Here is a 17006-nt window from a genome sequence, read left to right on the forward strand (position 1 = left end):
AGGAGAGCAAACCCTCTGACAAAGCCTGTATAACTGTGTTCTCTTTGGGAACAGGGGATTGTGAGGGGGTAAAAATCCTGCATTACGGCCTTATGGGGAGAGCTACGAACTTTTGGTGAAGCTTTTTCCAAAAGCTTCCTGTACTCTCAAACCCCCGGAGTGGGGCTTCGCCCCACAACCCCGTTTTCTTCCAAACCTCCGGGGAGCTAACTCCCCCACACCCCCCAAACTTTATCTGCACAAAGTTTCATCGAAGTTTGTGATTCTTTTACCGGGGCGTTTTGGGAGTGTTTGCGCTTTTAACGGCTTTTGTAGATTGTGAATTAATTCCCTACTTTTGGAAGCTTTCTCGTGCGGGTTTACTCTTGAAAATACCACATCTTGAGAGTGCAAACTCTCCAAATTATGCCCCCAAAGAAGAATCACGAACCTTAGTCAAACTCTGCGGGCTGTCGTCCCTCCGCGTCGAGCAAAGCTCAACGTCGCACAGGCAACTTTTTGGGGTTATGAGACGAAGCTCCACTCCAGGGGTTTGAGAGTACAGGAGGCTTTTGAAAAAAGCTTCACCAAAAGCTCGTGATTCCTCGTTAAAGCTCCCTTTGTAAGGGGATTTCAAACTCAAGCCCGCCATTGAAAGTTTGAATTCATTGGATTAGAGTCTTCCACGCGGGTTCTGCTTGAACCGCACTCCAAAGGAGCGCAAAAAGGCTTGAACCCCTTAAAAGGTGCACTCAAAGGGATTCACTCTCCAAGAAAACAACTCGGGAAGAAATCCACTCAACAAACAGCATTTCAAAAGGAATCACGAACTTTGATGAAACTTTTCGCCAGAAAAGTTTCCTGGCCTCAGAAGTGGTGGCCCTCCGCACCCCTCGGTGCCGGGCCAACCGCTCATCATCGGCAGGATTGTTTTTATACTCCCCCCTTAAATCTTCAGCGGTGGTATGTGATGATGCTCCCTGACTGGAAGATAAGGAAGGAGATTTTAATCGAGCCCTTCAGTGAGGAGTCCCTCCAGCCGGCTGGCTATGACCTGCGCGTCGGGAGGGAGGCTTATTTGAATGGAAAGCTGATCGACGTTGAGGAAGATGGAAAAGTCGTGATTCCACCCAAGACCCACGCTCTCGTCCTGACTCTGGAGAGAATTAAGCTTCCTGACGACGTTATGGGCGATATGAAGCTCAGGAGCAGTCTCGCCAGGGAAGGCCTCATCGGGTCATTCGCCTGGGTTGACCCTGGCTGGGACGGGAATCTGACGCTGGCAATCTATAACTCCTCTGATGAGCCTGTAGAGCTTCATTACGGCGAGCGCTTCGTCCAGATTGCCTTTATTCGTCTCGAAGGGCCTGCCAAGAATCCCTATCGGGGAAGTTACCAGGGAAGCGTTAGAATTGCCCTCTCCAAGAGGAAAAAAGCGGAGAAAGTGTAATCTCTGCTGAGGCATTTTTTTCATATTTATGCTCTCCGTGAGCAGTTCCGATGGCGTTTTTATGGCATGACCTGGGTGGTGTCTTTTTCACTCTATTTGGCAATTGTTGTGAATTCTAATATCCCTGTGGCTATTTTCCAATTTTCCACGTCCAAACGGCATGTATATTTAGGTTCACGCTAGATTTGGGGGCAGGATAGGCCCTTTTTCCGAAAGGTTTATATATTTTGAGCCTCTTAAAAAGCACTGAAAAACCCATTGAGGAGGTGTTGTGGATGGCTGAGCTTCCAATTGCTCCGATTGACAGGCTTATAAGGAAGGCCGGCGCTGAGAGGGTCAGCGAGGAGGCTGCCAAGGTCCTCGCCGAGTACCTTGAGGAGTACGCTATCGAGCTTGCCAAGAGGGCCAACGACTTTGCCAGGCACGCTGGCAGGAAGACCGTCAAGGCCGAGGACATCAAGCTCGCCATCAAGGCCTGAAGGCCTTTTTGGCTTTTCTACCCCTTTCTAGACCGTTAGCGTTTTAAGGCCTCTTTTCGCGCTTTTCAACATGCCCGAAATAGCAGTCAGGATGACAAGGCGCAACCACAACGCATTCGTCCACCTTCTCGGCGCCCTTGAGAGTCAGGGCTTTGATTTAAGTGAGCTCTTAATCACCAAGGACTTTAAAGAAATTCTAAAGGCAAAGCCAAAGGCGGTTCTCTACTCATTCTTCACTGAGGAGATATGGGGCTCTCTGCCTGAAGAAGTCAAAATGTTGAAGGAGAAGGGTGCCCTTCTTGTTGCGGGGGGATACCACGCCATAGCGATGCCAAAGCATACCCTTAACGCCCTTGGCTTTGACATAGTGGTCATTGGGGAGGGGGAAGAGGTAATATACCAGCTCCTAACGACCCTGAAGAGGACAAACTACAGAATAACCCCCGAGCTTGCCAAGGTGAAGGGTCTCGCATTCTATCTCAACGGGGAGTTTACCTTTACCGGCTTCGCGAAAGTCGAGGACTTCTGGCGTTTTCCTCCGTATCCGGAGAGCGTCAGGCTGATTTCTCCGATAGAGATAAGCAGGGGCTGTCCTTTCCGCTGCTACTACTGCCAGACGCCATACATCAAGGGCTTCAGAATGAGGCACAGGCCGATAGACCAAATCGTAAAGTACTCCCGCAGAATGAGGGACATGCGCTACATAACCCCTAACGCCTTCGCCTACGGCAGTCCTGGGGCGATACTCAGGCTCAACAAGCTCGAGGCCCTGCTCAAGGCCCTCCAGTCCCTTCGGAAAGATGGCAGAAGGCTCTACTACGGCACGTTCCCAAGCGAGGTTCGCCCGGAGTTCGTCATCCCGGAGACGCTGGAGCTTCTCATCAACTATGCAGACAACAGGAGGCTGGCCATAGGGGCCCAGAGCGGGGACGATGCCATGCTCAAAGCCATGCACAGGCTCCACCGGGTTGAGCACGTTCAGCGGGCGGTGGAGTACATGGTTGAGTACGGTTTCGAGCCTGTGGTTGATTTCATCGTGGGTCTGCCCAACGAGACCCCTGAAAGCCAGAGGAAAAGCATCGAGCTCATGAAGTGGGTCATGAGAAAGGGCGGCAAGGTTCGCGCCCACTACTTCATGCCTCTACCCGGAACGCCCTGGGCGCGCTGTAAGCCAAGCCCGCTGAGCGAAGAGATGAAGAAGTTCCTCGGCCGGATGGCGGCGAAGGGCAAAATTGAGGGCTCGTGGGGCAAACAGATAGAACTGTCGAGAAGGCTCCAAAAACTCATCGAGGAGTTCTACGAGGAGCCGATGAGCTACCACGGGCGCGTGGTTTCGGTCTGTTGAGTCTGGAATTCTCTGGCATTGGAACCGCAACCCAAAAGCTTTTAACTTCAGGGAGTATCCGATGACGGGGCGTCATGTACGCCGAAAACTATAAAAGATTCCTGGAGCTTATAGACGAACTGCGAGAGTTTGAAGGGGCCCTCATCGTTGAGGGCATGCGAGACGAGGTGGCTCTAAGAAATTTGGGGGTCAGAGCGGAGATAATTAGGCTCTCCCGTCTGCCTCTGGCGGAAGTCGCACTCATCGCCTCATCCTACGGCGAAGTCAAGATACTTACCGACTTTGACAGGAAGGGGGAGGAGCTGGCCAAGAAGCTCCTGAACTACTTGGCCGGCTATCCCTGCAGGGTGGACATAAAGACGTGGAAGAAGCTCAGGAAGCTGGTGAAGAAGGACATCAAGGGCGTCGAGGATCTCTATGGCCTCTATTTGAGGGTAATCTCCGTTTCTGACCCCCGGCTGGAGGGAACTAGATGAAAAGGAAGAAGACGGTGCTCCAGCAGGTTTTGGCTGAAAAACGAAAAAAGGCTAAAGAGGGTGGTTTTATGTCAGGAAAGGACGAATTCGGAACGACCAAGTACGTCATCTATGCTGAATTTGAGGCTAACGGCATCGTCGAAAGGCCTGATGTTGTCGGTGCTATTTTTGGACAGACTGAGGGTCTTCTAGGAGACGACCTCGACCTGAGGGAGCTCCAGAAGACCGGAAGGATCGGCAGGATACGCGTTGAAGTCCACAACAAGGCCGGCAAGACCTACGGAACCATTACCGTCCCATCGAGCCTCGACAGGGTCGAGACGGCAATCCTCGCCGCGGCGCTTGAAACCATCGACCGCGTTGGTCCGGCCGAGGCCAAGATAAGGGTTCTCCGCATAGAGGACGTCAGGGCGACCAAGAGGAAGTACATCATCGAGAGGGCCAAGGAGATACTCGAAACCCTCATGGAGCAGGAGATTCCGGAGACCCAGGAGCTCACGGAGGAAGTCAAGAAGGCCGTTCGCGCCAAGGAGCTCATCGAATACGGTCCGGAAAAGCTTCCCGCTGGGCCCCACGTCCCGTTCTCGGACTCCATCATAGTTGTTGAGGGTAGGGCCGACGTGCTGAACCTGCTCAAGCACGGCATAAAGAACGCGATAGCCGTGGAGGGAACCTCGATTCCAGAGACCATAATCAAGCTCAGCAAGGAACGCATTGTCACGGCATTCACCGACGGCGACCGCGGTGGAGAGCTCATCCTCAAGGAGCTCCTGCAGGTTGCGGACGTTGACTATGTGGCGAGGGCACCGGAGGGCAAGGAAGTCGAGGAGCTCACCAAGAAGGAGATAGTCAAGGCCCTGAGGAGCAAGGTTCCCGCCGAGCAGGTCATCAACGAGATGTTCAACAAGGGCAAGAGCTTCTACGAGCTGATAAGGGAAAGGGAAGAGAGGAAGCCAGAGCACAGGAGGGTCGAGCCCAGGGAGCCCAGGGTAGTCCCGGTTAAAGTCGAAGAAAAGAAACCTGAAGCTGCTGGAAAGGTCGAAAAGGTCGAGAAGCCCGAGCCCAGGGAGGAGAAAATCATCAAGCCCCTGGAAAAGGCCTCCGTCCCCGAGCTCAAGGAGTTCGGCGAGTTCATCGAGCGCGTTAAGAAGGACGGTGTAGCCCTGCTCCTCGATGAGAACAAGAACGTCATAGCCGAGATACCCGTCAGGGAGCTCACCAACCAGCTCAAGGAGCGCAAGGACGTCTATGCTGTCGTGTTCAACGGGGTCATAACGCAGAGGCTCATCGACACGGTCAGCGAGACCGGCGTCCACTACCTCATCGGTGCCAGGAAGTACAACGTCGTTAGAAGGCCGGTTCAGCTCAAGATAATAACCTTCGCTGAATGATCTAGCCGAGAATTATTCCCCTTTTCCCTCTTTTTAATGGGATTCCGTCCTCTTTTGGCGTGTAGAAGAGGGGACTTTTCCTCACGTAGAGCCTTTCTTCTATTCCCTCCCTTGACACAACTTCAAGGACGTAGTGGGCGTAGAGCGAAATCCACGAGAGGAACTTTCTCGACGTCCTGTCCCTGTTGAGGATCCATATGTTTATTGATTCTCTCTCCTCATTTTCACTCAAGGCGATGAACTTCTGGAATATCCTCAGCGTGTTCCTCTCGCCCAGGAAGAAGGTAAAGCCGTCGAGGCTGACCTTCTCCCCAGCTAAGGCGAGGGTTTGGCTTAACCCCTCGCCACGGACGGGGAGGTTTGAGGGGCTTCATTCAAACCCGCTGAAAAGCGGGTTTTCAACCCCTCTGGGAGGGTCTTCCCCCCGTTACCCCTACCCGCCGATAAACCCGGCAGGCTCGGGGTTATGGTTTTCACAACCTTTTTTAAAATATTAAACGCTCCAACTAAATCCGCGTTAAAGATAAGCCCCGTTGCGGGACACTTAAACAAACCCCTAACAAAGCGAGCCCCCTCGTGAGGCTCCCCGCAGACGGGACAAGTCTTAGAAGTGAAAGCCTCACCAACGAGCACAACTTTAATACCATACTCTTCCGCAACTTCCGTCAAGCGTTTGATAACGTAATTAAACCGCCACACGTGGGAGAGAATAAAATTCTGCTTACTGCCCTTATCAGAGTTCCGAGCTATACCCTTAGGATAGCCAACGACAATTTTGGAAACTCCCAACTCGTAGAGCTTCTTAACCGTTCCTCTTACGGCAGTGTTGATGTAGTGCTTGGCTTGAAGCTTAGCCTTCCCGTGCATTCTTTTAAGCCTTCTACTCGTCTTAGCTCCAGACTTGTTGAGTTTAGACTGGTAATCAGCAATCTTCTTCCTCCAGTAGAAGTCAATACTCTTTAATGGTCGCCCATTCACGAGGAAGCTTTCACCGTTCTCAACGTAAACGGCCATTAAATTGTTCACTCCAAGGTCAATTCCCGCTGAAAGGCTTCCTTTTGGCGTTCTTGGAATGCTTATCCATTCCCCACCCTCAAGTTTTTCCCCGACAGTAAGGCTAACGTGAGCATACCATTTGCGTTTAACCTCATCGTAGGTGATTTCTAATCGCCCCTGCTTGCCCTTCAGGTGAATTCTGCCCTTAAACTGAATTTCGAGGCGTCTGAATTTCCCAAGGCCTTTGAGGATTAGTTTATTGCCCTCAATCTTATATTGGTCGTTTCTCAGGACGATTAAGGGTTTTCTCCTTCCATCTTCTTTCAAGTAGTTCGGTGGTTTTGGTTTGAGCCAGTTGGGGAGTTCTCCGTTCCGCTTTTTCCGAAGGAGTGAGAAAAAGCTCCGCCAGGCTTCAGCGTTTTTTCTCGCTATTTGCTGGACTGTGGCTGAGCCGATTTTTCTCTTGAATTCTTCATAAACGGTTTTCTCGGTTTTGTTAAAGTCCACGATTTGTTCTTGGAAGTATTGTTGTCTCCTCAAGTAGTTTACTCGGTTCCACGCTTTAGCTCCAGTGTCAGCTAACTTGAAAAGGATTCTTTCAGCTTCTTTTGAGGGTTGGAGTTTGATGGTTACTGTTCGCTTCATTTTAATGAATAGTATGAATTTTAGGCTTTAAAATAGTTTTGCTTTCCTGTTTGATTGCTCGTTGAGTGTCTACCACATCCCCACCGTGAACGGCGAGGCTTGAGAAAGAAAAAATGTCAAACAGCATCGAGTACTTTGGGACGAACGTATCCACTGAAAAATGGTTCCCAGAATGGACGAAATCCTCGTTGTACCGTATTCCATGGAGGGAGCCAAATATATCTATGACTGCTAAATTTCCGCTTTTTCCAAGGGCCTTTATGTCCACCCCGACCGGAATTAGCTCAATCTCCAGCGATGACAGAGGCACTGCGGTGTTCGTGATGACGCCGAAGTCCCCCATTTGAACTCTGTTTTTCAGTATCTCAAACGCTATGGCCCAGCCTGTTGAGTAAGTGTTGTTGAGTATCAGGACGTTGGTGTTCGGGAGGATGCCCCCGCCTATTGCGCGGTCAAGTTTTTTAATTCCGGTGCTGAGGAGCCGCATGGTCATCCCCATAGTAATGTTCGCAAATTGAATCCTGACTTTTAGGTTTATTTTTCTTTCGCATTTTCGGACTAACATTTATAACTGCTCTCTACCTTTTCCCACAGGTGGTTAAAGATGGTCGAGGAATTAATCTGGAAGTACGCGCTCATCAACGCCTACACCCACAAGGGAAAGGCGAACCCCAAAGCGGTGATAGGGAAGGTTCTCGGCGAGAACCCTGAGCTGAGGCCGAGGGCAAAGGAGATAATCCCGCTCGTGAACGAGATAGTCGCGAAGGTGAACGGGCTTTCCCTTGAGGAGCAGGAAGCCAAGCTTAGAGAGCTCTACCCCGAGTTCTTTGAGGAGAAGAAGACCAAGAAGGAGGAGAAGAAGGGCCTTCCCCCGCTTCCCAGGGCGGAGAAGGGGAAGGTCGTTACCCGCTTTGCCCCTAACCCCGACGGTGCCTTCCACCTCGGAAACGCGAGGGCCGCTATTCTGAGCCACGAGTACGCGAGGATGTACGACGGCAAGTTCATACTCCGCTTCGACGACACCGACCCCAAGGTAAAACGGCCGGAGCCGATTTTCTACGAGTGGATTAAGGAAGACCTTGAGTGGCTCGGCTTCAAGATTGACGAGATACACATAGCGAGCGACAGGCTTGAGATATACTACGACTACGCTGAGAAGCTGATAAAGATGGGCAAGGCCTACGTCTGCACCTGTGAGCCCGAGAAGTTCCGCGAGCTCAGGGACAAGGGTATAGCCTGCCCCCACAGGGACGAGCCGGTCGAGGTTCAGCTGGAGCGCTGGAGGAAGATGCTGGGCGGAGAGTACAAGGAGGGCGAGGCGGTCGTCAGGATAAAGACAGACCTCAAGCACCCGAACCCTGCAGTTAGAGACTGGCCAGCGCTCAGGATTATAGACAACCCCAACCACCCGAGGACTGGGAACAAGTACCGCGTCTGGCCGCTCTACAACTTTGCATCAGCGATAGACGACCACGAGCTTGGCGTCACCCACATCTTCCGTGGACAGGAGCACGCCGAGAACGAGACGAGGCAGAGGTACGTTTACGAGTACCTCGGCTGGGAGTACCCGGTCACCGTCCACCACGGCAGACTGAGCATCGAGGGAGTTATCCTCAGCAAGTCCAAGACGAGGAAGGGAATAGAGGAGGGCAAGTACCTCGGCTGGGACGACCCGAGGCTCGGAACGATTCGTGCTTTAAGGAGGCGCGGCATAAGGCCTGAGGCAATAAGGGAGCTCATCATCGAGGTCGGCCTTAAGAGGAGCGACACGACGATAAGCTGGGATAACCTTGCGGCCATAAACAGGCGCATAATCGAGCCGATAGCCAACCGCTACTTCTTCGTTGCAGACCCTATCCCAATGTACATCGAGGGTTACGATGAGGAGTTCGTTGCCGAGATACCGCTCCACCCCGACCATCCAGAGCGCGGGGTCAGGAAACTGAAGTTCGTTCCAGGAAAACCGGTCTATGTTTCAAAAGATGACATGGAGCTCTTCAAGCCGGGCAACTTCGTCCGCCTTAAGGACCTCTTCAACGTTGAAATCCTCGAAGTTAACGAGGACGGCATAAAGGCAAGGTTCCACAGCGTTGAATACGAAATCGCCAGGGAGAACCGCTGGAGGATGGTTCACTGGGTCACCGAAGGGAAGCCCTGCGAGGTCTGGGTTCCGGAGGGCGAGGAGCTGATAATCAGAAACGGCCTCCTCGAGAGCGACGCCAACGTCAAGGTCGATGACGTCGTCCAGTTCGAACGCTTCGGCTTCGTGAGAATCGATGAGGTAAAAGATGGAAAGGTCAGGGCGATATTCGCCCACAAGTGATTCATTCCTCTTCTTTTTTGACTATCTTGTCGCCGAGGATTCCCAGTCCAACAACGGTCACTGCGAACAGTGCACCAATCAGGTTAACACCGCCGGACTTTGCCGTGGTGTACAGTGAATACAGCCCCATCGGTACAAAGATTGCGAGTAAGACCGCTCCCGTAGCCATCTGGAGTGGAGTCGGCTGAATCCCTGTGACCTTTCCAACTTCCCTAGAGATTATGGGAAGGTACTCAAAAATCGCAGTGAAGAGTGTCGCTGTAGTAACCCCGAGAACCAGGGCTTGGGCCAGGCTCGGTACTGAGCTTGGGATACCAACTAGCAGCACTAAGAGCAGGAGGTACATGGCGGCTCTGTTCCTTCCAACTCTGGTGTTGAACTCTATTATCTGTAGACCCACCTCAGAGGTCGGCAGAATGCTGGTAAGTCCTGCGAAGAACAGGGAGAGTGCTATCAGCACCAGAAGCCTCGGGTAATCAGCGAGGATTGTTGGGAGCTTCCCCATGAAGCTAATTGCGGCCTCTTCTCCCCCACCGACGTACCTTAGGAGCTCCTCGGGGGTTGATGGGGCTATTGCGTAGATTATAGTTATTGTGGATAGGATACCGATGATGACCTGGATGAGGACTCCGGTACCGACGATGAGTTTAACGTTAAAGCGCTCGTTCATAAAGCTTCCGAGCATCAGATAGAACGCGAATCCAAGGCCTGAGGCGTAGATGGCCCTTTCAAGGGCTTCAACGATGAGGTCTGCGGTTATTGGGTGCCTGCTTGTTATCATGTGTTTGGCCATGCCAAGGAATGCTGCCGTTGAGGGTATCTCAGAAACGAAAGCAACCGTTGTGATGATGACTGAGGCAACGAGTATCATTGAACCGGCTGCCATTATCGTGAACGTCTTTTCCTTTGCCCTTGTCAGGATTACGAAGATTATTGCAATCATGATGAGCTTGGCTACCAGCCTTCCAAGGGTTCCCGTGCCGACCACTGGAGACAGCAGAAACAGCATTGAGTTGGCCGTGTAGTACGAGAGGAACACTATTATCACTGCCAGCACCGCCAGCATCATGGCGGGCTTTTTCAAGATTCTGTTGTACAGCTCGACGAAGTAGTACCCTGACTTGATTATCTTCTCGGCCTCAGCTATTGCCACGTATGTGAGGATTGCCAGGAAGACCAGGTGAACTATCAGGCCTGTCATTCCGTACTCAAGCCAGAACTGCGGAAAGAGTCCTATTGAGCCTATACCCGTCGTGAATCCCGCGACTAGGAATATCAGATAGAGGGTCCATTTCTTTGTTTCGTCCACTTTTGCCACCTCCGGCGTTTTCCGTTCGTTGGTGTGGGGCGGTGATTAAAAATTTTTACCACTGGCTCCTGCCCAATTTGGATATTTGTTAAGAAATAGTCTGAAGAGAAAACAGACAGGAAAAAGGAATTCAGTCGAGGCCAACCCACTTCACGAGGCCAAGGAGGAACCTGTGCGGGAGCTTCTCGTGGTGGGGGTGAACCCTGACCGCGTAGTGCCAGCACGGGTCTCCGAGGTGCTTCAGAGCGCTTCCGTGATAGGCGTAGAGCCACTTGCCGTCTTCAAGCTTTTCTGGGTGCCTGAGCTCGACTATGTTTGGTCTCTCAACGGTGTTGCCGTCCGCACGGACGCCGTAGTAGAGCTCGACGCGGACGTCTTCCGGCTTGAGGCCGTCGAGGTCAACGGTGACCTCCAGGCCGGAGTTGTCGTCGAGGACTTTAACGTCAACGAAGTCCACCTTTGGCCACGATGCGGTGACCCTGTCCTTCCATGCGGCTATCTCCTTCGCCCCCCTGTAGTTGTCCCTCGTGAGCCAGATGTAGTTACTCATGGCCTTGGAGTAGAACTTGTCCATGTACTCCTTGACCATCCTGTGGGTGCTGAAGCGCGGGGCGATGCTCTTTATGCTCTCCTTCATCATATATATCCAGCGCTCGCGGTTGTTGTAGTAGGTCGGAATGACTTCCTGCTCAAGGAGGTCGTAGAGTGCCTGTGCATCCTTGGGGTCGTCCTCCTCGCTCTCCGGCTCCGTGCTCTCCTCGCCTATCACCCAGCCGTTCTTGCCGTTGTAGCCTTCGACCCACCAGCCGTCGTAGATGCTGACGTTCAGGACGCCGTTCAGGCCGGCCTTCATTCCGCTCGTTCCGCTGGCTTCCATAGGCCTGCGCGGGTTGTTGAGCCACACGTCAACACCGGCAACCATGAGCCTGGCACTTCCCATATCATAGTTCTCCATGATGAATATCTTGCCCCTGAACTCCGGCATCTTGCTGACTTCGTAGACCCTCCTGAGGAACTCCTTACCGCCCTCGTCCCTTGGGTGGGCCTTTCCGCCGAAGACTATGTAGACCGGCCTCTCCGGGTTGTTGAGGATTTTCTTCAGCCTCTCAAGGTCGCTTAGAATGAGAGTGGCGCGCTTGTAGGTCGCGAAGCGCCTGGCAAAGCCGATGATGAGGGCGTTTTCGTCGATGTCCGGAATTGGGTCGTCTATTCCGAGGCGCTTGTTCCTCTCCATGGCCTTTCTCCTGAGGAGCTCGATGAACTGCCTCTTGGCTTCGAGGTGGGCTTCCCAGAGCTCCTCGTCAGGAATTCTCTCGACCGCGTACCAGATGCCTTCAAGGTTCGTGTGCTCGCGCCACACTTTGCCGATGTAACGGTCGAAGAGCTTCCTCATCTCGTTGTGGACCCACGTCATGGTGTGAACTCCGTTGGTGATGCCCTCTATTGGTATCTCGTCGAGCGGGACTCCCGGCCAGAGGTTCTGCCACATCCTCTTGCTCACTTCGGCGTGAAGCTTGCTAACCCCGTTCACATAGCTCGAAGTCCTGATGGCGAGGAGCGTCATGTTGAGCTGGTCGCCCTCCCTGCCGAGCTCCAGGAGTTCTTCCCTTCCCTCGAGGAACTTGGCGAGCCTCTTCTTGACCTCCTCAATCGGGAACCTGTCGTGGCCCGCTGGGACAGGCGTGTGGGTGGTGAAGATAGTTGTCCCCCTTACGACGCTCAGTGCCTCCGTGAAAGTGAGGCCTTCCTCCATGAGCCATGCTATCCTCTGAAGGTTGGCGAAGGCCGGGTGACCCTCGTTGAGGTGAATAACACCGGGCTCTATTCCAAGAGCCTTGAGGAGCCTCATTCCGCCGATGCCGAGGAGTATCTCCTGCTTTATGCGCTTGTCTATCTCGGCGTTGTAGAGGTAGTCGCATATAGTCCTGTCTTCGGGGCTGTTCTCCGGAACGTCGGTATCGAGGAGGTAAATCTTAACCCTTCCGACCTGAACCTCGAAGGCCCTCGCGTAGACAATCCTGTCCTCTATCGGGATTTCGATGAGGAGCCTCTCGCCGTTGCTGTCCAGTATGGGCTTAATCGGCATCTCCTCTGGCTTGTATTCGGGGAAAATTTCAATCTGGTTGCCTTTCTCGTCGATCTCCTGACGGAAGTAGCCGTGCTTGTAGAGGAGGCCGATGGCTATGAACGGAAGGCCAAGGTCGCTCGCGGTCTTGACGTGGTCGCCGGCGAGGATTCCCAGGCCGCCAGAATAAATCGGTAGGCTCTTGCTTATGCCGTACTCCATACAGAGATAGACTATGGGCTTGTCCCACTTGGGGTAGTTCGTCGAGAACCAGGTGGAGCGCGGGTTCATGTAGGCGTGGAACTGGTCCATGACGAGTTCGTAGAGGTTCATGAAGTCATCGTCCTTTATGAGCTCCTTGAAGCGTTTTTCGGGCGTGTCAAGAAGGAGCTTAACGGGGTTCTTGTATTCCCTCCAGTGCTCCGGGTCTATGTGCTCCCAGAGCTTGGAGGCCCTCCTGTTCCAGCTCCACCAGTAGTTGTAGGCTAGGTCAGCGAGCCCTCCTAACGGATATGGGAGCTTTTTCCTTATTGAATCCTGGGTGCAGGTGTCTATCTTGGCCATAGCAACCACCATGTATCATCTCTGGTGATACCTACTTGGTCTCTGCATTTAAAACCCTGTCGTTCGGCGTTTGACGAAGATAGTGGAAAGAAAAGTTGGGGGAAAACTCACTTCTCCAGGACAAACGGGCTTATGTAATCGCCGTACTTCTCCCTGGCCTCAAGAAGGCGCTTCCTTTCCTCCTCAAGAACCTGGAAGAGCTCCTCCGGGACTTCCTTGACCTGCTCGCGGTAGATCTTCTCGATGCGCTCAATCTTCGCGAGCAGTTCGGGCACACGTATGGTGAACTGCTTCTCGTAGTCCTCCCTGCTGTAGTCCTTGTTAAGAACCTGCTTGAAGAGCCTCTTCAGGTCTTCGTACTTCGGGATGTAGCCTATCGGCGTCTCTATCGCATCAACGTCGCCGTGGACTCTGAGCTCCATCCACTTGAGCCAGACGGCCTTGTCGAGCTTGTGGTTCAGCCAGTTGCCGTTCTCATCGCGGAGGAAGTAGTTCACGGCGAATATCTTCGGGGTCTTTCTAAGCCTCTTCTCGAAGTCGAGGTAGTTCCTGAGGTAGTCACCGAGCGGGACGCTCATGAAGTCTAGTATGGCCATCGGGTTGAAGGCCCTCACTCCCTCCTTGCCGAGGGTGGCAGCGGTCGTCTCGCTCTCAAGGGCGGCGCCCATCGTTATTACTCCATGCTTCCAGTCGAAAGCTTCCCTGACCGGCGGCCAGGTGTCTTTATCACGACCACCGAAAATCATCCCGCCGACCTCAACGCCGCACGGGGCGTCAAGGGCTTCTAAATCCACGTTCGGGAAGTGCTCTAGGCTGACGGTAAAGCGGGCGTTCTTGTGGCTCGGCGGTATCTCGTTTCCTTCTTTGTCTCTCTTGCCCCTCCACCACTTTCCGCTGTGGTTCTCACCCTCATCGGGTATCGGGACGCCCATCTCGTTCCAGTAGGGCTTTCCGTCCTTGACGAGGACGTTTGAGAAGATTATCTCGACCGGCGAGTGAAGAACCTGCCAGATTATCGGGTCGTCCTCTGGGTTGACGCCCTGAATTATGCCGAAGACCCCCTTCTCGACGTTCGCCCCTCTAGCAACGCCGTTGAGGGGCATTATGAAGGTCAGGTCATCGCCGACGATGTTCTCCCATGGAATCATGGCGGTAGAGGTCTTGCCACACATGCTCGGGTAGGCACCGGTGAAGTAGGTCTTCCTGCCGTTTGGACCGTTGACGCGCATCAGGAACATGTGCTCGCTGAGCCAGCCCTCTCTGACTGCCTTCTGGATTGTGAGCCTGAAGGCGAGCTTCTTCAGACCGATGGTGTTGCCGCCGTACTGGGTGTTGACGGAGTAAACGGTGTCGTCAACGAGGTCTATGTAAATCCTCCTCTCCTCGAGGTTCTTGCTGGTCTTCCTCTCGTCGAGCTCCCCTGCGCTGTGGACGAAGCGGAAGAACTTTGCATCTCTTCCAAGGCGCTTGAACTCCTCGTAGCCCTTCCTGTAAAGGATGAACTCCGAGTGGGCCACGTAGGCCGAATCGGTGAGCTGGACGGCGGGAATCGTGAAGACCGAGTTCTTGGGTCCGAGGACGAAGAAGCATATAAAGAGCTCCTTTCCGCGCATGATTCCCTTCATGAGCTCTTTAATCTCCTTCAGGCCTTCGTCGCGGTCCTTGGTGTTGAGGAAGGGGATTTTCTTTCCGCCGGGCACGAGGAGCTTGGTGTTTGCCTTGTCCCTCGCCTGGTCGTAGTAGCTGTCGTAGTGGACGGTGTGGTTCGGCGTTTCGAGCATCTTCTCCTCTCCGTAGTAGAGGGCCTTCCATTTGACATAGGCCTCGTCTTCCGGACTGTCCGTGCAGACGAAGACTTTATCCGGTTCGAGCCACTCAATCCATTCCGCCAAAAAAGCGTGGAGCTCCGGGTTGTCTATTGCCTTGATTTTCTCAAACTGTTCTTTAGGGAGGAGTTCCTTAAGCTTTTCAAGAGCCTCCATTTTTACCGCCTCCTGTTTCTGTTGGCCAGTGTATTAAAATAGTTTGCCAGTGGATTTAAGTACTCCGAAGAATATTTAAGGACATCAGCAGACAGATTTTTGTTGGGCTGTGCCGGGGAAACTTTGAAAAACGATAACACTTACGGTGATATGGGAGGTGGTACCGTGGAACTCTACCATTCCGAGAAGTTCAACCCCGAGGAGCTGGCTCTTCTAGGGAGGGCCATAGGAACAGTCGCCCATGGAACGACAATAGTTGGAAGGGACGGCAGGGCAATCTCGCGCTACGGAAAGAGGGCTATGGTCGTTGGCATCCTCAGTACAGGTTCTACGATAATGGACGTCCGCCTTATCCCCCTCATAGCGCTTAAGGACTTTGCCCACAGGAAGGGTCTCCCGCTCGTGTACGTCTACTACCACGGCGGCGTTCGCGTTTACGTCAGCGGGCTCGACGTGGACGAGATAAAGGCGATCCTTGAGAGCAGGAGCTTCATCGAGGCGCACCCGAATGACATAGGTGCGACGGTATACTACCCCAACGCCCTCGACGACTTTATGAACGACCTCTTCAAGCACTATAACTTCAAGATTGGCGGCAAGGCCCTCGTGGACGCGATGAACACCCCCGCGGTTCTGTTCTTCCCCAGGCTGAGCGAGCACTTTGGCTTTGAGGTCGAGCTCATGAACGACATGATGACGAGCTACCTGCCGCCGAAGCCGAAGGAGGTCTTCCTCCACAAGTTCAACAAGGGCGACTACGACTTCGGAATGCGCTTCAGGCCCGATGGCGTCGTGGAGCTGTACACGGGCGGGGAAGAAAAGGAGTTTGGAAGCATGTGGTCGCTCGTTGATTACCTGAAGAAAACTTTCGCCTGACGTAGCGGCAATTTTATAAGCCCCTCGTCGAGGGGTCTACACATTCTTTCATTTTGGGGGTGACGGGTTTGGGGATATTCATTGTGCTTGAAGGCATAGACGGTGCTGGTAAATCAACGCAGGCGAAGCTGCTCAAACTGTGGCTTGAGGAGAGAGACTATGAGGTAGTCCTGACCAAGGAACCAACGGACACACCCTTCGGAAAACTCATCAGAAAGCTCGTCCTGACGGGTGGAAGGGAGGGAATAATAGACGGCGCTAAAATAAGCCACGAGGCGGAGGCCCTCCTCTTCGCGGCGGACAGGGCGGAGCACGTTGACAAGCTAATAAAGCCCGCCCTCGAGTCCGGAAAGGTCGTGATTTCGGACAGGTACTTTTACTCTTCGCTGGCCTACCAGTGGGCCAGGGGGCTTGACCTCGAGTGGCTGATAGACCTGAACCGCTTTGCAATAAAGCCCGACCTCGTTCTGCTCCTCGATTTGCCCGTCAAGGAGAGCATGAAGCGCATAAGGACGAGAAGCATAAAGAGCGAGTTCGACAAGATAGTGGAGCTCCAGAAGAAAGTCCGCGAAAACTACCTCAAGCTCGCGGAGCGCTTTCCGGAGATTAAAATCGTTAACGCCATGGAGGACATTGACGGAGTCCACAGACAGATTGTTGCCCTCGTTGAGAACTTACTTGAGAAATGAATGGAGCCCCGGGCGGGATTTGAACCCGCGACCGGCGGATTACAAGTCCGCCGCCCCGCCAGGCTAGGCTACCGGGGCAGGCTCGCTTTAGGGAATTCCTTAGGGGTTATAAATCTTTTCCCTCTCCCAACCGCAAAATTTATAAATGTACCCAGTATCCCCTACATTGGGTCGAGCCGCCGTAGCTTAGCAGGTAGAGCGCCGGACTGTTAATCCGGCGGTCCCCGGTTCGAATCCGGGCGGCGGCGCCATCAAGTGGGCCCGTAGCTCAGCCTGGTCAGAGCGCGCGGCTCATAACCGCGTGGTCGGGGGTTCAAAGCCCCCCGGGCCCACCACAAGAAACTTTTGCCGAGCAAAAGTTTCATCAAAGTCCGTAGCTCCTTTTAAGGGTTCAAATTTTGTGTTTTCTCTTTAGACGATTGCCCTTGAAGTGAGAA

The 17006-nt window shown here is 53.2% G+C and carries 14 protein-coding genes and 3 tRNA genes; 10 read left to right on the forward strand and 7 right to left on the reverse strand.

Annotated features, from left to right (window positions below):
- The first annotated feature begins 949 nt into the window (after positions 1–949).
- From dcd to dnaG, 5 genes are all read left to right on the forward strand, one after another.
- A complete protein-coding gene (gene dcd / locus TEU_RS05650) occupies positions 950–1429 on the forward strand; it encodes a dCTP deaminase (protein WP_050002848.1) in 480 nt (159 codons plus the stop codon).
- A gap of 275 nt (positions 1430–1704) precedes the next feature.
- On the forward strand, positions 1705–1908 hold the full coding sequence (hpkA, locus tag TEU_RS05655) for an archaeal histone HpkA (RefSeq protein WP_050002849.1): 204 nt from the start codon (positions 1705–1707) through the stop codon (positions 1906–1908).
- A gap of 70 nt (positions 1909–1978) precedes the next feature.
- A complete protein-coding gene (locus TEU_RS05660) occupies positions 1979–3253 on the forward strand; it encodes a TIGR04013 family B12-binding domain/radical SAM domain-containing protein (protein ID WP_050002850.1) in 1275 nt (424 codons plus the stop codon).
- Between the two features lie 74 nt (positions 3254–3327).
- Positions 3328–3729, forward strand: coding sequence for a toprim domain-containing protein (locus TEU_RS05665; RefSeq protein WP_050002851.1), 402 nt, complete (start codon positions 3328–3330; stop codon positions 3727–3729).
- Positions 3726–5120, forward strand: a complete 1395-nt coding sequence (gene dnaG / locus TEU_RS05670; RefSeq protein WP_050002852.1) for a DNA primase DnaG — start codon at positions 3726–3728, stop codon at positions 5118–5120. Before TEU_RS05665 ends, dnaG begins: the two co-directional genes overlap by 4 nt.
- A gap of 1 nt (position 5121) precedes the next feature.
- On the opposite strand, the gene TEU_RS05675 is transcribed toward dnaG, so the two are convergent.
- The 3 genes from TEU_RS05675 to TEU_RS05685 form a co-directional block, all read right to left on the reverse strand.
- Positions 5122–5352, reverse strand: coding sequence for a hypothetical protein (locus TEU_RS05675; protein ID WP_050002853.1), 231 nt, complete (start codon positions 5350–5352; stop codon positions 5122–5124).
- Between the two features lie 101 nt (positions 5353–5453).
- Positions 5454–6761: an RNA-guided endonuclease InsQ/TnpB family protein gene (locus TEU_RS05680; RefSeq protein ID WP_050002854.1), complete on the reverse strand. Its 1308-nt coding sequence runs from the start codon at positions 6759–6761 to the stop codon at positions 5454–5456.
- A 1-nt stretch (position 6762) separates the two neighbouring features.
- Positions 6763–7248 carry an ATPase domain-containing protein gene (locus TEU_RS05685; protein WP_050002855.1) on the reverse strand — a complete coding sequence of 162 codons (486 nt, stop codon included), beginning with the start codon at positions 7246–7248 and terminating at the stop codon, positions 6763–6765.
- 117 nt (positions 7249–7365) lie between these two features.
- Between TEU_RS05685 and TEU_RS05690 the strand changes: the two genes are divergently transcribed.
- Positions 7366–9084: a glutamate--tRNA ligase gene (locus TEU_RS05690; protein ID WP_050002856.1), complete on the forward strand. Its 1719-nt coding sequence runs from the start codon at positions 7366–7368 to the stop codon at positions 9082–9084.
- A 1-nt stretch (position 9085) separates the two neighbouring features.
- Here TEU_RS05690 and TEU_RS05695 read toward each other — a convergent pair whose 3' ends face one another.
- The 3 genes from TEU_RS05695 to TEU_RS05705 all read right to left on the reverse strand — a co-directional run bounded on the left by TEU_RS05695 (position 9086) and on the right by TEU_RS05705 (position 15004).
- Complete coding sequence (locus tag TEU_RS05695) at positions 9086–10393, reverse strand: sodium-dependent transporter (protein WP_050002857.1); 1308 nt, start codon at positions 10391–10393, stop codon at positions 9086–9088.
- Positions 10394–10523: 130 nt separating this feature from the next.
- A complete protein-coding gene (gene malP, locus TEU_RS05700; RefSeq protein WP_050002858.1) occupies positions 10524–13022 on the reverse strand; it encodes a maltodextrin phosphorylase in 2499 nt (832 codons plus the stop codon).
- Positions 13023–13129: 107 nt separating this feature from the next.
- Positions 13130–15004 (reverse strand): phosphoenolpyruvate carboxykinase (GTP), encoded by a 1875-nt coding sequence (locus tag TEU_RS05705; protein ID WP_050002859.1) that lies wholly within the window; start codon positions 15002–15004, stop codon positions 13130–13132.
- A 165-nt stretch (positions 15005–15169) separates the two neighbouring features.
- On the opposite strand from TEU_RS05705, the gene TEU_RS05710 reads away from it, so the two are divergent.
- Complete coding sequence (locus TEU_RS05710; RefSeq protein ID WP_050002860.1) at positions 15170–15880, forward strand: phosphohexomutase domain-containing protein; 711 nt, start codon at positions 15170–15172, stop codon at positions 15878–15880.
- Between the two features lie 68 nt (positions 15881–15948).
- Positions 15949–16569: a dTMP kinase gene (gene tmk / locus TEU_RS05715; protein WP_050002861.1), complete on the forward strand. Its 621-nt coding sequence runs from the start codon at positions 15949–15951 to the stop codon at positions 16567–16569.
- A 1-nt stretch (position 16570) separates the two neighbouring features.
- Here the strand turns inward: tmk and TEU_RS05720 are convergent.
- Positions 16571–16647, reverse strand: a tRNA-Thr gene (locus TEU_RS05720).
- A 97-nt stretch (positions 16648–16744) separates the two neighbouring features.
- On the opposite strand from TEU_RS05720, the gene TEU_RS05725 reads away from it, so the two are divergent.
- Positions 16745–16820: transfer RNA gene (locus tag TEU_RS05725), tRNA-Asn, on the forward strand.
- A 6-nt stretch (positions 16821–16826) separates the two neighbouring features.
- Positions 16827–16904: transfer RNA gene (locus tag TEU_RS05730), tRNA-Ile, on the forward strand.
- The last annotated feature ends 102 nt before the right edge of the window (positions 16905–17006 follow it).

The organism is Thermococcus eurythermalis, assembly GCF_000769655.1.
Classification (GTDB): Archaea; Methanobacteriota_B; Thermococci; order Thermococcales; family Thermococcaceae; genus Thermococcus; species Thermococcus eurythermalis.